This window comes from Amorphoplanes digitatis (genome assembly GCF_014205335.1).
Taxonomy (GTDB): Bacteria; Actinomycetota; Actinomycetes; order Mycobacteriales; family Micromonosporaceae; genus Actinoplanes; species Actinoplanes digitatus.
On record NZ_JACHNH010000001.1, the window covers coordinates 3,101,505 to 3,116,980 of the forward strand.

At 72.5% G+C, this 15,476-nt stretch carries 14 protein-coding genes; 9 read left to right on the plus strand and 5 right to left on the minus strand.

All coding sequences use genetic code 11. From position 1 onward, the window contains the following. On the minus strand, positions 1 to 1,437 hold the full coding sequence (locus BJ971_RS13370; protein WP_184993007.1) for a gamma-aminobutyraldehyde dehydrogenase: 1,437 nt from the start codon (positions 1,435 to 1,437) through the stop codon (positions 1 to 3). A gap of 158 nt (positions 1,438 to 1,595) precedes the next feature. Between BJ971_RS13370 and BJ971_RS13375 the strand changes: the two genes are divergently transcribed. Next, positions 1,596 to 3,935 (plus strand): FdhF/YdeP family oxidoreductase, encoded by a 2,340-nt coding sequence (locus BJ971_RS13375; protein ID WP_184993009.1) that lies wholly within the window; start codon positions 1,596 to 1,598, stop codon positions 3,933 to 3,935. A gap of 9 nt (positions 3,936 to 3,944) precedes the next feature. On the opposite strand, the gene BJ971_RS13380 is transcribed toward BJ971_RS13375, so the two are convergent. Together BJ971_RS13380 and BJ971_RS13385 are read right to left on the minus strand one after the other, a co-directional pair. After that, positions 3,945 to 4,136, minus strand: a complete 192-nt coding sequence (locus tag BJ971_RS13380; protein WP_184993011.1) for a hypothetical protein — start codon at positions 4,134 to 4,136, stop codon at positions 3,945 to 3,947. After that, entirely contained in the window at positions 4,133 to 5,371 is a 1,239-nt protein-coding gene (locus BJ971_RS13385; RefSeq protein WP_184993014.1) for an NAD(P)/FAD-dependent oxidoreductase, read from the minus strand. The genes BJ971_RS13380 and BJ971_RS13385 overlap by 4 nt, the downstream gene beginning before the upstream one ends. A 164-nt stretch (positions 5,372 to 5,535) precedes the next feature. Between BJ971_RS13385 and BJ971_RS13390 the strand changes: the two genes are divergently transcribed. Continuing rightward, entirely contained in the window at positions 5,536 to 6,372 is an 837-nt protein-coding gene (locus BJ971_RS13390) for a siderophore-interacting protein (protein WP_184993016.1), read from the plus strand. Here BJ971_RS13390 and BJ971_RS13395 read toward each other — a convergent pair. Continuing rightward, positions 6,369 to 7,145, minus strand: coding sequence for a DeoR/GlpR family DNA-binding transcription regulator (locus BJ971_RS13395; protein ID WP_184993018.1), 777 nt, complete (start codon positions 7,143 to 7,145; stop codon positions 6,369 to 6,371). The two genes, BJ971_RS13390 and BJ971_RS13395, sit on opposite strands and share 4 nt — an antisense overlap. A gap of 116 nt (positions 7,146 to 7,261) precedes the next feature. On the opposite strand from BJ971_RS13395, the gene BJ971_RS13400 reads away from it, so the two are divergent. The 5 genes from BJ971_RS13400 (at position 7,262) to BJ971_RS13420 (ending at position 12,617) form a co-directional block, all read left to right on the plus strand. Continuing rightward, positions 7,262 to 8,554, plus strand: coding sequence for an alpha-glucosidase/alpha-galactosidase (locus BJ971_RS13400; protein ID WP_184993020.1), 1,293 nt, complete (start codon positions 7,262 to 7,264; stop codon positions 8,552 to 8,554). 74 nt (positions 8,555 to 8,628) lie between these two features. Then, positions 8,629 to 9,516 (plus strand): SIS domain-containing protein, encoded by an 888-nt coding sequence (locus tag BJ971_RS13405; RefSeq protein ID WP_184993022.1) that lies wholly within the window; start codon positions 8,629 to 8,631, stop codon positions 9,514 to 9,516. A gap of 14 nt (positions 9,517 to 9,530) precedes the next feature. Continuing rightward, on the plus strand, positions 9,531 to 10,853 hold the full coding sequence (locus BJ971_RS13410; RefSeq protein ID WP_184993024.1) for an ABC transporter substrate-binding protein: 1,323 nt from the start codon (positions 9,531 to 9,533) through the stop codon (positions 10,851 to 10,853). After that, positions 10,853 to 11,797 carry a carbohydrate ABC transporter permease gene (locus BJ971_RS13415; protein WP_184993026.1) on the plus strand — a complete coding sequence of 315 codons (945 nt, stop codon included), beginning with the start codon at positions 10,853 to 10,855 and terminating at the stop codon, positions 11,795 to 11,797. The genes BJ971_RS13410 and BJ971_RS13415 overlap by 1 nt, the downstream gene beginning before the upstream one ends. A 79-nt stretch (positions 11,798 to 11,876) precedes the next feature. After that, the gene (locus tag BJ971_RS13420; protein ID WP_239087650.1) at positions 11,877 to 12,617 is read left to right on the plus strand and encodes a carbohydrate ABC transporter permease; all 741 of its coding nucleotides are present in this window, start codon (positions 11,877 to 11,879) and stop codon (positions 12,615 to 12,617) included. Here BJ971_RS13420 and BJ971_RS13425 read toward each other — a convergent pair. After that, on the minus strand, positions 12,598 to 13,506 hold the full coding sequence (locus tag BJ971_RS13425; protein WP_184993028.1) for a carbohydrate kinase family protein: 909 nt from the start codon (positions 13,504 to 13,506) through the stop codon (positions 12,598 to 12,600). The two genes, BJ971_RS13420 and BJ971_RS13425, sit on opposite strands and share 20 nt — an antisense overlap. Before the next feature lie 245 nt (positions 13,507 to 13,751). Here BJ971_RS13425 and BJ971_RS13430 point away from each other — a divergent pair, with 245 nt between their 5' ends. Further along, positions 13,752 to 14,552, plus strand: coding sequence for an endo alpha-1,4 polygalactosaminidase (locus BJ971_RS13430; RefSeq protein ID WP_239087639.1), 801 nt, complete (start codon positions 13,752 to 13,754; stop codon positions 14,550 to 14,552). 17 nt (positions 14,553 to 14,569) lie between these two features. Continuing rightward, entirely contained in the window at positions 14,570 to 15,475 is a 906-nt protein-coding gene (locus BJ971_RS13435; RefSeq protein ID WP_239087640.1) for a 1-phosphofructokinase family hexose kinase, read from the plus strand. The last annotated feature ends 1 nt before the right edge of the window (position 15,476 follow it).

Here is a 15,476-nt window from a genome sequence, read left to right on the forward strand (position 1 = left end):
TCAGCCCCCGAGACTGTGCATGACGTGCTTGATGCGGGTGTAGTCCTCCAGGCCGTACACGGAGAGGTCCTTGCCGTGGCCGGAGTGCTTGAACCCGCCGTGCGGCATCTCCGCCACCAAGGGTATGTGGCAGTTGACCCAGACGCAGCCGAAGTCGAGGCGCCGGGTCATCCGCATCGCCCGGCCGTGGTCGGCGGTCCAGACCGAGGAGGCCAGGCCGTACTCGACGCCGTTGGCCCAGCGCACCGCCTCGTCCTCGTCGGTGAACCGCTGGACGGTGATGACCGGGCCGAACACCTCGTTCTGGATGATCTCGTCGCTCTGCCGCAGCCCCGACACGACGGTCGGCGAGTAGAAGTAGCCGCGCTCGCCCACCCGGGCGCCGCCCGCGTCGAGGCTTGCGTGATCGGGCAGCCGGTCGACGAAGCCGCCGACCCGGTCCAGCTGCCGGGCGTTGTTGAGCGGGCCGTAGAGCACGTCCGCGTCGCTCGGCGGGCCGGTCCGCGTGCCGCGTGCCTGCTCGGCCAGCGCCGCGACGAAGTCGGTGTACACGCCCGGCGCGGCCAGCACCCGGGTGGCGGCGGTGCAGTCCTGGCCGGCGTTGAAGTAGCCGGCCTCGGCGATGGCCGCGGCCGCCGCCTCGACGTCGGCGTCGTCGAAGATCACCACCGGGGCCTTGCCGCCCAGCTCGAGGTGGGTGCGCTTGAGGTCGGCGGCGGCCGCCGAGGCGACCTCCATGCCGGCCCGGACCGATCCGGTGATCGACACCATCGCCGGGGTCCGGTGCGACACCAGCGCCCGGCCGGTGTCGCGGTCGCCGGCCACGACGTTGAGCACGCCCGGCGGCAGGAACTCGGCGGCGATCTCGGCCAGCATGATCGTGGTGACCGGCGTGGTGTCGGAGGGCTTGAGCACCACCGAGTTGCCGGCCGCGATCGCGGGCGCCAGCTTCCACACCGCCATCATCAGCGGATAGTTCCAGGGTGTGACCTGCGCGCACACGCCGACCGGCTCGCGCCGCACGTAGCTGGTGTACCCGGACAGGTACTCGCCGGCGGAGCGGCCCTCGAGCAGCCGCGCCGCGCCCGCGAAGAACCGGATCTGGTCGATCGCCGGCGGCAGCTCCTCGCTCGCGGTGAGCCCGAGCGGCTTGCCGGTGTTGCGCGACTCCGCGGCGACCAGTTCGTCGGTGCGGGCCTCCAGCGCGTCGGCGAAGCGCAGCAGGGCGCGCTGGCGCTCGGCGGGGGTCGTGTCCCGCCACTTCTCGAACGCGGCAGCGGCCGCGGCCATCGCGTTGTCGACGTCGGCCTGCCCGGAGACGGGCGCGGCGGCGAACACCTCGCCGGTCGACGGGTCGATCAGGTCCTCGTAGCGCCCCTCGACCGGCTCGACCGCGGCCCCGCCGATGAAGTTGGTAAGCACGCTCTTGGTGGTCATCCGGCCTCCCGCAGTGATATCACGCCTCGCGGAGACATCTTTTCACCGAATCCGCAGCAGACAAGACCCTACGACCACTGTTTCCGTCGCGGTTGGCTATCTTGCGATCGGCGTGCAAGCGTGGTGACAGCAGCGCGCGCCGGGCGAAAGGAGCAGTCATGACGGAGATCCCTGGAGACCGGCTGGGGCAGGGTTCGCCGGGCACGCCCGCGACCGGGCGGGGCCCGGGCCGCGGCGGCGACTTCTCCCGGCGCGACGACGACCACCCGTCGGCCGGCTGGGGCGCCACCCGCAGCGTCGGCCGCGTCATCGCCGCCGCCCGCGAGCCGCTCGCCGCGCCGCACGCGATCCTCAAGATGAACCAGCTCAAGCTCGCACCGGGCAAGGACGGCTTCGACTGCCCCGGCTGCGCCTGGCCGGACGACCGGAACGGCCTGCACCTGGACGTCTGCGAGAACGGCATCAAGCACGTCACGTGGGAGATGACCCGCAAGAAGGTCGACGGCGCGTTCTTCGCGCAGCACACGGTCACCGAGCTCAACGGCTGGAACGACTTCGACCTGGAGAACCAGGGCCGGCTCACCGAGCCGCTGAGCTACGACCCGGAGACCGACCGGTACGTGCCGATCTCCTGGGACGACGCGTACGCCCTGGTCGGCGACGCCCTGCGCGGTCTCGACGGCCCGGACGAGGCCGCCTTCTACACCTCCGGCCGGCTCAGCAACGAGGCCACGTTCCTCTACCAGTTGTGGGTGCGCGAGTTCGGCACCAACAACATGCCCGACTGCTCCAACATGTGCCACGAGGCGAGCGGCCGGGCGCTGATCGCGGCGATCGGCACCGGCAAGGGCACCTGCGACCTCGACGACTGGGAGTCCGCGGACCTGCTGATCCTGATGGCGGTCAACGCCGCCTCGAACGCACCCCGGATGCTCACCTCGCTGGCCGCGGCGGCCCGGCGCGGCGCCGAGATCGTGCACGTCAACCCGCTGATCGAGGCGGCGAGCAAGCGCACGATCGTGCCGCACGACTTCGCCTCGATGGCCACGATGCGTGCCACGAAGACCGGCACCATGAACGTACAGCCCCGCATCGGCGGTGACCTGGCGCTGCTGCGCGGCCTGGCCAAGGTGGTGCTGGAGCAGAACGCCGTCGACCAGGAGTTCATCGAAGCGCACACCGACGCCTACGACGCCTACCGCAAGCTGGTCGACGACACCGAGTGGGACGACATCGTCCACCAGTCCGGGGTCGCCGAGGAGATCATCCGGGACCTGGCCGGCCGGTACATCGCGTCGCGGCGCACGATCATCGCCTGGTGCCTCGGCCTGACGCAGCAGGAGCACAGCGTCGACACGATGCGCGAGATCGTCAACCTGCTCCTGCTGCGGGGCAACATCGGGCGCCTCGGCGCCGGGCCGTCGCCGATCCGCGGCCACAGCAACGTGCAGGGCAACCGGACCTGCGGCGTCAACCACCACCCGACCGAGGAGTGGCTGGCCAAGCACGACGCGGCGACCGGCATCGTCTCGCCGCGCGCGCACGGGCTCGGCACGGTCGCCACCATCGAGGCGATGGCGGCCGGCACGGTGAAGGTCTTCGTCAGCCTCGGCGGCAACTTCGCCCTGGCGGCGCCGGACACCGCGGCCACGTTCGCGGCCCTGCGCAACACCGACCTGACCGTGCAGGTGAGCACCAAGCTCAACCGCAGCCACCTGGTGCACGGGCGCCGCGCGCTGATCCTGCCGTGCCTCGGCCGCACCGAGAAGGACGTGCGGGCCACCGGCGAGCAGGGCGTCACGGTCGAGGACTCGATGAGCTACGTGCACCTGTCGTACGGCAAGCGCAAGCCGGCCTCGCCGCTGCTGCGCTCCGAGTCCGCGATCCTGTGCGGAATGGCCCGGGCCACGCTGCCCGCGTCGGCGACGCCCTGGGAGCTGTACGCCGAGGACTACGACCGGATCCGCGACGTGATGGCCCGGGCGCTGACCGGCTTCGAGGACTTCAACCGCCGGGCCCGCGAGCCGTTCGGCTTCCGGCTGGCCCAGCCCGCCCGCGAGCGGGTCTGGCTCACCGCCTCGGGCAAGGCGGAGTTCAACCCGGCGCCGATGCCGGACGTGGTGCCACCGGCGGGGCGGCTGATGCTGTCGACGGTCCGCTCGCACGACCAGTGGAACACCACCATCTACTCCGACAACGACCGCTACCGGGGGATCAAGAACCTGCGCACGCTGCTGTTCATGAACCGCGAGGACATGGCGGAGCGTGGGCTGGGCGAGTTCGACCTGATCGACATCACCAGCCACGCCCGCGACGGCAGCACCCGGACGGTCTGGGGCTACCGGGCGGTCGGCTACGACACACCGAGGGGCAGTGTCACCGGCTACATGCCGGAGCTGAACGTGCTGTGCGCGCTGACCGACAACAGCCCGCAGAGCGACCAGCCGCTGACCAAGCACCTGATCGTCGAGGTCACGGCGTCCGCGCCCGCGCCGTAGCCGGCCGGGCTACTGCCCGGAGCGGTCGCGGTCGCCGAGATGGTCGAGGACGGCCGGGTCGGCGGTGAGCAGCCGGTCGACCTCCTCGCCGGCGTCGCAGGTGAGCAGGGCCAGTTCGACCGCGTCCGGCGTGCGCACCAGGACACGCCAGTTCCCGCCGGACTCCTCCCACCGCAGCAGCCGGGTCAGCGCCTCGCTCATGTCCCTACCTCCGACAGCGGCACGTCCGGGTCGGCCAGCCGGGCCGGGTCGACCCGGACGCCCCGCAGGCCCGCCCGGACCAGGTCCTGTATCTGGTCGGTCACATCCCACACATTAACGTTCATGCCGGCCGCGATCCGCCCGTCGACGGTCCAGAACGCGATGAACTCGCCGCCCTGCTCGTCGCCGCGGACGACCACCTCGGCGGCGGCGCCGGGCGGCACCCAGCCGGCGTACTCCATGCCCAGGTCGTACTGGTCGGTGAAGAAGTACGGCAGGTGGTCCCACTCGACGTCCTGGCCGAGCATCGCGCGGGCCGCCACCGGGCCCGTGTTCAGCGCCGTCGCCCAGTGCTCGACGCGGATCCGCGCGCCGAGCAGCGGATGGTCGATGTTGGCGACGTCGCCGGCGGCGAAGATGTCCGGGTCGGCGGTGCGCAACCGCCGGTCGACGAGCACGCCGTTGTCGACCGGGAGCCGGGCCTGGTCGGCGAGGCCGGTGTTCGGGGTGACGCCGATCGCCACCAGCACGGCGTCGGCGGGAACGACGGTGCCGTCGGTCAGCACGACCTGCGACACGTCTACGTCGCCGCGCAGCTCGCGGACCTGCGTGCCGAAGCGGAAGTCGACGCCCTGGTCGCGGTGCAGCCGGAGGAACACCTGCGCCATGCGGTCGCCGAGGACATTGCGCAGCGGCAGCGCGTCGGGCGTCACCACGGTCACCTCGGCGCCGCGGCCGCGGGCGGCCGCGGCCACCTCGAGGCCGATCCAGCCGGATCCCACGATGACCAGCCGGGTGCCCGCGCGCACGGCGGCGGAGATCCGGTCCGAGTCGGCGAGGGTACGCAGGGTGAGCACGTTGCCCAGCCCCACCCCGGGCACGGCGAGTGGCCGGGGCGAGGCGCCGGTGGACAGCAGCAGCCGGTCGTAGGTGAGCTCGTCGCCGTCGGAGAGGCGCACCCGGCGTTTCTCGGGGTCGATGGCGCCGACGGTGGTGCCGGTACGCAGCTCGACGTCGTTCTCGCCGTACCAGGCGGGGTCGTGCACGAAGGCGTCGGCGCGATCGGCCGTGCCGAGCAGCAGCCCCTTGGACAGCGGCGGCCGTTCGTACGGCCGCTCGTCCTCGGTGCCGATCAGCAGGATCCGGCCGGTGAAGCCCTCGGCGCGCAGGGTCTCGGCGGCCTTCGCACCGGCGAGTCCGGCGCCGGCGATGACGAACGTGCGGTCCACGGTCATGGCACCCTCCTATCCGGACACCATGCCACGACTCGGGCGCTCGCGTCCGGGTCGTACCCGATGTGCCCGGATGATGCATACGCGGCGTGGGCCGGGGGCGCCGGGCGGAGGTGGTTTCGTAAGGGTAGCCTTACCCGGACCGACATCATTAGGGAAGTGTTCTCATGGCGAACAGGCCAGTCCGGGCGGCGCGGTTCGGGGAGGTCACCCGGGTCGAGCAGCTCACGCCGCACATGGTTCGCGTCGTGGTGGGCGGTGCCGGCCTGTCCGGGATGAGCGCCGGAGAGTTCACCGACCACTACGTCAAGCTGTACTTCCCGCCGCCCGGCACTACCTACCCGGAGCCGTTCGACCTGGCCGTGATCCGCGAGACGATGCCGCGCGAGCGGCAGCCGCTGGTGCGGACGTACACGGTCCGCCGTTGGCTGCCCGAGGTGCCGGAGCTGTGGATCGACTTCGTGGTGCACGGCGACGCCGGCATCGCCGGGCCGTGGGCGGCCGGCGCGCGGCCCGGCGACCCGGTCCGCTTCATGGGCCCGGGCGGCGGCTACGCGCCCGACCCGGACGCCGACTGGCACCTGCTGGCCGGCGACGAGAGCGCGCTGCCGGCGATCGCCGTCGCACTGGAGCGCATGCCCGCCGGCGCGCGGGTCAGGGCGTTCATCGAGGTCGAGGACCCGGCGGAGGAGCAGAAGCTGGAGACCTCCGCCGACGCCGAGATCACCTGGCTGCACCGCGGCGCCCGGCCGCACGGCGAGCTGCTGGTGCCGGCCGTGCGCGGGCTGGACTTCCCGGCCGGCCGGGTGCACGCGTTCGTGCACGGCGAGGCGACGTTCGTGAAAGACCTGCGCGCCCTGCTGCGGGTCGAGCACGCCCTGCCGATGTCCCAGCTGTCGATCTCCGGGTACTGGCGCCGGGGCCTCAACGAGGACGGCTGGCAGTCCACCAAGCGCGAGTGGAACCAGCAGATCGAGCGCGAGCAGGAGGCCGAGGCCGGCTAGGCCACGATCACCTCGGTGCCGGTGCGGCGGATCGCCTCCACGCCGGCCGGGTCCGCGCTCGCGTCGGTCACCAGGGTGGCGACGTCGGTGATCGCGCAGATGCTGGCCAGGCAGACGCGGCCGACCTTGGAGCCGTCGGCCACCACGATCACCCGGTCCGCGCGGCGGATCATCGTCGCGTTGGTGTTGGCCTCGATCTCGTCGTGGGTGGTCAGGCCGCCGCGGGCGCTGATGCCGTCCACGCCGACCACCGCGACGGACATGTTCAGCCCGGCGAGCGCCTGGTCGGCGATCGGGCCGACCAGCTCGTAGGACTGGGTGCGGGACACGCCGCCGGTCATGATCAGTTTGAGCCGGGGCCGCAGCGCCAGCTCCGCGGCGATGTTCAGGGCGTTCGTCACCACGGTCAGGTCGACGCGCTCGGCGAGCAGCCGGGCCAGCAGGTGGGTGGTCGTGCCGCCGGTCAGGCCGAGCGTCAGCGGCCCCTTCGGCAGCAGCGCGGCGACCTTCTGCGCGACAAGGGCCTTCTCCTCGCGGTGCTGCCCGATGCGGTAGCGCACCGGCAGCTCGTACGCGACGTCGACCGCGACCGCGCCGCCGTGCGTGCGCGACAGCAGCTTCTGGTCCTCGAGGACCTGGAGGTCGCGGCGGATGGTGGCCGAGGAGACCTGGAACTCGCCGGCGAGGTGGCCGGCGTCCACGGAGCCGTTGCTGGCGACGCGCTCCAGGATGGCCGACACCCGGTCGGCGCGGCGCAGGGAACTCTGGGGCATCGGTCCTCATCGAGAGCGTGGTTGACTTGAGCAAACGCGCAGTCACCATAGTTCGTTTCCAAGCGATACGCCAGAATTCCTTGCGCGATTCGGACACCGGCCCGAACAATTCCGCCATGACCACGATCGCGTTCCTCGGCGCGGGCAGCGTCGTCTTCACCCGCGAGCTGCTCGCCGACATCCTGACGTTCGACGAGCTGCGCGGCGTGACGCTCGCCCTGCACGACATCGACGCCGAGCGGCTCGAGACCGCGGAGGCGATCGCCCGTCGCACGGCGTCCCAGCTCGGCGCGCTTCCGGTGATCACGACGAGCCTCGACCGGCGGGTGGTCCTGGACGGCGCCGACTTCGTCGTCAACGCCGTCCAGGTCGGCATGCACGCCGCGACGGTCCGGGACTTCGAGATCCCGGCGCGGTACGGGCTGCGCCAGACGATCGGCGACACCCTCGGCGTCGGCGGCATCTTCCGCGCGCTGCGCACGTTCCCGGTGCTGGCGGGCATCGCGGCCGACATGCGCGAGCTGTGCCCGCGGGCGTGGCTGCTCAACTACACCAACCCGATGGCGATGAACATCGGCTACCTCGCGGCGATCGCGCCGGACCTGCGGGCGGTCGGCCTGTGCCACTCCGTCTACTGGACCGTGCGCGACCTGAGCGACCTGCTCGGCGTGCCGTACTCCGAGGTGGACTACACCGGGGCCGGGGTGAACCACCAGGCCTGGCTGCTGCGCCTGGAGCACCGGGGCGAGAGCCTCTATCCGCGGCTGGACGAGCTGCTGGAGCGCGACCCGGGGCTGCGCCGCCGGGTCCGGATGGACATGTACCGCCGGCTGGGCTACTTCCCGACCGAGACCAGCGAGCACTCCAGCGAGTACGTGCCCTGGTACCTGCGCGACGACGCCGAGATCGAGCGGCTGCGCATCCCGGTCGGCGACTACCTGCGGATCAGCGCGGACAACGTGGACGAGTACCGCGAGACCCGCCGCGCGGTGCTGGCCGGCGAGCCGCTCGACGTCAGCCGCGACGCGACCGAGTACGCGCCGCAGGTCATCCACAGCATCACCACCGGCACCCGGCGCCGGATACACGCCAACGTGGCCAACGCCGGGCTGATCAGCAATCTCCCGGAGGGCTACGCCGTCGAGGTGCCGTGCGTGGTCGACGCACTCGGCGTACGCCCGGAGCGCGTCGGCGCGCTGCCGGCGCAGTGCGCCGCGCTCAACCGCGGGTTCGTCAACGTCGGTGAGCTGACCGTGCGGGCGGCGCTGACCGGCGACCGGCGGATGGTGCGGCAGGCCGCGATGGTCGACCCGAACACCGCCGCGACGCTGAGCCTCGACCGGATCTGGGAGCTGTGCGACGAGCTGACCGCCGCCCACGGCGACCTGATCCCGGAGGCGCTCCGCTAGAACTGTGCATTTTGGACTGCTCGTTTGGACACGAAGCCTTGAGAAACGAAAACAAACGAGCATAATTCTCGACCATGAACGACACATCGGCGGAAGTCGCCAGCCAGCCCGCCGTCTGGGAGCGTGCCCTGGCCCAGACGGCCGAAGCCCGCCGGGAACTGGCGGCACCCGGCGCGCGGATGCTGGTGCTGGGCTGCGGCACCTCCTGGTTCGTGGCGCAGAGCATCGCGGAGCTGCGGGAGGGCGCCGGCCTCGGCGAGACCGACGCGGTCTGCGCCTCCGAGTACGTCCCGCGCAGGCGCTACGACCGGGTCGTGGCGATCACCCGCTCCGGCACCTCCACCGAGGTGCTCGACGCGCTGCGGCAGGTGCCGCCGGGCGCACACCGGGTGGCCGTCACCGCGGTGCCCGGCATGCCGGTCGACGGCCTCGCCGAGAGCCGGCTGCTGCTCGACTTCGCCGACGAGCGCAGCGTCGTGCAGACCCGCTTCCCGACCACGGTCCTGGCGCTGGCCCGGGCCGCGTTCGGCGCGGATCTCGGCCACCTGGTCGCCGACGGGCGGGCCGCGCTGGCCGCGCCGCTGCCCGCCGACCCGGCGACGATCGACCACCTGGTCTTCCTCGGCACCGGCTGGACCGTCGGGCTCGCACACGAGGCGGCGCTCAAGGTCCGCGAGGCGGCGCAGGCGTACTCGGAGTCCTACCCGGCGATGGACTTCCGGCACGGGCCGGTCGCCGTCGCCGGCGCGCGCAGCCTGGTCTTCTCGTTCGGCGCCGTGCCGATCGGGCTGGACGACGCCGGCCGCTCGGCCGGCGCCACCACCTACCGCGACGATCGCGACCCGCTCGCCCAGCTGATCCTCGCCCAGCGCCTCGCCCTGGCCCTGGCCGCACACCGCGGCCTCGACCCCGACCGTCCCCGCCTGCTGACCCGCTCAGTCGTACTCACCGACGCCGCCTGACGAGAGGCACCAGGATGACGACCACCCACCCGCGCGGCCGGCCGGCCCGGCTGCTGGCCGCGACGAGCGCGGCACTACTGCTCCTGGCCGCCTGCACCGGCGGCTCAGACGACGACGGCAAGGACGCCGCCGCCGGCTACGACCCCGCCGCGGCGGTCGAGCTGACCTGGTGGACCGGCCAGACCTCGGAGGCCGAGCAGGTCGCCGAGCGGCTCGCGGCCGAGTACCACGCCGCGCACCCCAACGTGACGATCAAGACCTCGCCGGGCGCGCCGACCACGGACGACCTGCTGACCAAGCTCTCCGCCGGATTCGCCGGCGGCAGCTACCCCGACATCTCGTACGCGTACGGCAACTGGGCCGGCGACCTCGGCGCCAGCGGGCGGACCCAGGACCTCACCTCGTACGTGGCGGACCCGGCGTTCGCGTGGACCGAGATGCCGGCCGCCGCCCGCGCGGTCGCGACGGCCGACGGCAAGGTGATCGGCATCCCGGCGCTCGTCGACAACCTGGCGCTGATCTACAACAAGAAGCTCTTCGACGCCGCCGGGCAGCCGTACCCGACCGACGACTGGTCCTGGGAGGACTTCCGGGCGGCGGCCAAGCGGCTCACCGACGCCTCGACGAACACCTACGGGACCGCGTACTCGGTCTCCGGCGGCGAGGACACCACCTGGCACCTGTGGCCGCTGCTCTGGCAGCACGGCGGCAAGATACTCGACGGCACCACGCCGGCCTTCAACTCCGAGGCCGGGGTCAAGGCGCTGGAGACGCTGCGCGCGATGGCCGTCGACGACAGGTCGATGTACCTGGACCAGACCGACCAGAAGTACGGCCCGCTGTTCAACAGCGGCCACGTCGCGATGATGCTCTCCGGCCCGTGGTCGCTGCTCGACATCAAGGACGCCAAGCTCGACTACGGCGTCGCCGTCCTGCCCGGCGTCGACGGCGACCACCAGACCGTCTCCGGCCCGGACCTGTGGGTGCTCTTCGACCACGACGACGCCAACCGGGCCGGCGCCTCCCGCGCCTTCATCAAGTGGCTGACCAGCGCCGAGGTCGACGCGAAGTGGAACCTCGCGGTCGGCAACCTGCCGCTGCGCTCGGTCGAGCAGGGCACGCCCGAGTTCGCGGCGTACGTCCGGGAGTACCCGGGCGGCCAGAAGTTCTTCGACAACCTCGCCAACGCCAAGCAGGCCCGGCCGACGGTGCCCGGCTACGAGGTGATGTCGCGCAACGTCGGCGACGCCATCGCCGCGGTGCTCCAGGGCGCGGCCGCACCGAAGGAGGCCCTCGACGAGGCGGCCCGCAAATCGGCCGGCGCGCTGGAGGACTGATGGCGATCACGTTCGCGGCGACACCCCGTACCCGCCCGGACGTCGCCGCCCGGCCCCGCGGAAGGCTCGGCCGGTCGGCCCGGCGCAACGTCACCGGCTGGGCCTTCGCCGGGCCGGCGACGCTGATCGTGGTCGGCCTCTCCCTCTTCCCGGCGGTCTGGGCGTTCTTCATCTCCCGGACCAAGTGGAACGGCATCGCGCCGGCCGTCGACGTCGGCTGGCGCAACTACCAGCGGATCGTGCAGGACCCGGACGCGATCGCGGCGGCGCGGCACACGCTGGTGCTGACGCTGCTGTTCGTGCCCGCGTCCATCCTGCTGGGCATGCTGATCGCGGTCGCGCTGAACCAGCGGATCCGGCTGATCGGCTTCTACCGCACCTGCATCTTCGTGCCGTACGTCGCGTCGGCCGCGGCAACCGGCATCCTGGCCAGCTTCGTCTTCAACCCGCAGTTCGGCGCCGCGAACGAGGCGCTGCGCCGGCTCGGGCTGCCCGCACAGCAGTTCCTGGAGAGCCCCGGGCAGGCCCTGCTCGTCGTCTGCGTCATCGCGCTCTGGGGCGAGGTCGGCTTCACCGCCGTCGTCTACCTCGCGGCCCTCCAGGACATTCCGCCGGACCTGGTCGAGGCCGCGACCGTCGACGGCGCCGGCCGGTGGCGGGTGTTCCGGCACATCATCCTGCCGGAGCTGCGGCCGGTCACCGTCTTCGTCGCCATCTGGCAGACCATCACCGCGATGCAGCTGTTCGACCTGATCTACACGACCACCCGCGGCGGCCCGATGAACAGCACGCAGACCGTCGTCTACTACATCTACGAGCTGGCCTTCCAGACCCAGCGGCTGGGTTACGGCGCCGCCGTCGCGTACCTGCTCTTCGCGGTGACGATGCTGCTGACCGTCGGCGTCATCTGGTACAGCCGCCGCCGCGGATCGGAGGTCTTCTGATGCCGCGCAAGCTGCCGTTCAGCCCCTGGCACCTGCTGCTCATGCCGCTGGCGCTATCTTCGTCCTGCCGCTGGTGCAGATGGTCCTGACCTCGTTCATGACCGCCTCCGAGATCAACCGTTTCCCGCCGAAGTTCCTCCCGTCCGGCCTGCACGTCGACGGCTATGTCACGCTGCTCGCCGAGTCGCACATCGTGCGCTGGTTCGCCAACACCGTGCTGGTGTCGGCGATCGCGGTGACCGCGCACCTGATCCTGTGCTCGCTGGCCGGCTACGGCTTCGCCCGGCTGAAGTTCGCCGGCCGCGGCGTCGCGTTCCTGGCGATCATCGCGACCGTGATGATCCCTATCCAGCTGCTGATGATCCCCACGTACCTGATGTTCGCCCGGGCCGGCATCGTCGACACCCTGGCCGCGGCGTTCGTGCCGTGGCTGGCCTCCGCGTTCGGCATCTTCCTGATGCGGCAGTTCTTCCTCGGGCTGCCGGTCGAGCTGGAGGAGGCGGCCCGCCTCGACGGCTGCGGCACGCTGCGCACGTTCGTCAGCGTGGTGCTGCCGCTGGCCCGGCCCGCGCTGGCCACCCTCGCGGTGTTCACGCTGCTGTCGAGCTGGAACGACCTGCTCTGGCCGCTGGTGGCGATCAGCGACGACAGCCGGTTCACCCTCCAGGTCGGGCTGGCGAGCTTCCAGGGCACCCGGCGTACGGAATGGTCGCAGCTGATGGCCGGCAACGTGATCGCCACGATGCCGCTGATCGTGGCGTTCCTGGTGGCACAGAAGCGCTTCATCGCCACCATGACGTTCACCGGCCTGAAGGGGTGAGCTCCGCGCGGGTGGCCTGTGCGGCGGTGCCGCCGGCCGCCCGGGTGCTGAGCGAGCCGGCGGCGGTCGCCCACGCGAGCGCGCCGGCGACCGGCAGGCCGGCGAGCCGCCCGGCCAGGAATCCGGCGTTGAAGCTGTCGCCGGCGCCGGTCGTGTCGACCACGTCGACCGGGCGGCCCGGCGCGGCGCATGCGCCGCCGGGCCACCACGCGCGGGCGCCGGCGGCGCCGTCCTTCATCACCACGGTCGTGCCCGTCGCGACAAGCAGGGCCGCGGCCTCGTCCAGGTCGTCGCGGCCGGTGACCGCGCGCAGCTCGTTGGCGTTGGGCAGGAAGACGTCGGTGTGCGCGAGGATCTCCGTGATCGACGCCCACCGCCCGGTGGGATCCCAGTTGGTGTCCAGCGAGGTGCCGACGCCGAGCGCGCGGGCCCGCGCGAAGACCCCGGCCAGCCCGGCCGCCAGGCGCGGCTGGAGGTACAGCGACGCCACGTGCAGGTGCCGGGTCGTGGCCAGGAGCTCGGCGGTGACGTCCCGCGGGCGCAGCGCCGGGATGGTGCCGGGCAGCGTCAGGATGGCCCGGTCGTCGCCGGCCGGGGCGAGGATCACGCTCAGCCCGGTCGGCGCGCCGCCGGACGGGCGCAGCAGCAGCGTGACGCCGCGGTCCTCGAGGTGGCGCCGGGTGACGGTCGCGAAGACGTCGTCGCCCAGCGCGGTGAGCAGCGCGGTGTCCAGGCCGAGCCGCGCGCAGCCGGCCGCGGTGATCGCGGCCGAGCCGCCCAGGACCAGGTCGGCCCCGGTCAGCAGCTGCTCGGCCTGGCCGAAGCGCGGGCGCACGTCGCCGCGCAGCACCAGGTCGGGGTTGGCGTCGCCGACCACCAGCAGGTCCATGCTTCTCCCTCGCCATTGTTCAAATGAACAATCTGAATTGCGCACTTGCCCGATTTCGGGCCTCAAACTGGCGTCGAGAGCACCATACGCGCACAAACGACAGTTGACACCTGCGCGTTCGATCAGTTGAATCGCTGACAACGATCCAGCCCAGCCGGTAATCCCCAGCCCGGCACCAGGTCGCCAGGGCGCTCTCCGGCGCCCGAGGCGGGGCAGATCCCTGAGCACCCCTGGGAGTCTCAGCCGTGGTCACCCGAAAAGCGTTGTTCGCCGCCGTCGTCGCACTCACCCTCACCGTCGGAGCCGCCCCGCGGGCCGACGCCGCGGCGGTCACCCTGCCGCCGGTCAACGCCAAGTTCGACTACCAGATCGGGGCGGCATACACCCCGCCCGCCGGCGTCCAGGTGGTCAGCCGCGACCGGCTGGCCGCGCCCGCCGCCGGCCTCTACAACATCTGCTACGTCAACGCGTTCCAGGTGCAGCCGCAGGAGGTCGCCTGGTGGCAGGCGAACCACGACGACCTGCTGCTGCGCGACTCCGCCGGCCGGTACGTCATCGACGGCGACTGGAACGAGATCGTGCTCGACATCCGCACGGCGGCGAAGCGGACGGCCCTCGCCGCCGTCGTCAACGGCTGGATCGACGGCTGCGCCGCGGCCGGCTTCCGAGCCGTCGAGCCGGACAACATCGACACCTACGACCGCTTTCCCAGCTACCTCACCAAGGCGCAGGCGGTCGCCTACCTGCGGCTGCTCGCGCCGCACGCGCACGCCAAGGGCCTGGCGATCGCGCAGAAGAACACCACCGGCCTCGGCGGCGAGGGCAAGGCGGCCGGGCTCGACTTCGCCATCGCCGAGGAGTGCGGCCAGTACGACGAGTGCGGCGACTTCACCGACGTCTACGGCGACAACGTGATCGCCATCGAGTACACCTCCGGCGGCTACCGCCGGGCCTGCGCCGCGATCGGCGCGCGCAGCTCGGTGGTACGCCGCGACGTGAACGTCACCGCGCCCGGCAGCGGCACCTACGTCTACAACGCCTGCTGATCCTCATGATCGTCACGGTGACCCTCAACCCCGCGCTCGACCTGACCTACCGGGTCGGCGAGCTGGTCCGGCACGGCACCCACCGGGTCTCCGCGGTGGCCGAGCGGCCCGGCGGCAAGGGGCTCAACGTGGCGGGCGTGCTGCACGCGCTCGGCGAGCCGGTCCTCGCGACCGGCCTGCTGGGCGGCGCGACCGGCGGCCGGGTCACCGCGCTGCTGGCCGCCGACGCGGTGCCGGCCGCGTTCACGCCGATCGCCGGCGAGACCCGGCGCACGGTCGCGGTCGCCGACGACGTTTCCGCGACCGGCTTCTGGGAGCCGGGCCCGCCGGTGACGCCGGGGGAGTGGGCGGCCTTCGTCGCCCACTTCCGCGGCCTGCTCCGCGACGCCGACGTGGTCGCCCTCTGCGGCTCGCTCCCGCCGGGCGTCCCGGTCGACGCGTACGCGACCCTGGTGCGCCTCGCCGCCGCCGGCGGCGTGCCCTCGGTGCTCGACACCAGCGGCGCGGCGCTGCGGCACGGGCTGGCCGGGCGCCCGGACCTGGTCAAGCCGAACGCCGCCGAGCTGCGCGCCCTGACGACGCCGGCGGACACCGGGCGCCACGAGGCCGGCGCGGCCCGGGCCCTGTCCTGCGGCGCCCGCGCCGTGGTCGTCTCGCGCGGGCCCGACGGGCTGTTCGCGCTGACCCGCGACCAGGCCTGGCGGTGCGTGCCGCCCGAGCGGCTGACCGGCAACCCGACCGGCGCCGGCGACGCCTGCGTCGCCGCGCTCGCCCGGGGGCTGCGCGACCGCACGCCCTGGCCCGAACTGCTCGCCGACGCGGTGGCCCTGTCGGCGGCCGCCGTCGCGGCCCCGCTCGCCGGCGCCGTCGACCCCGAGACCTATCGACGCCTGCTGCCCGCCGTGCGCGTCCGGGCCGCCTGAG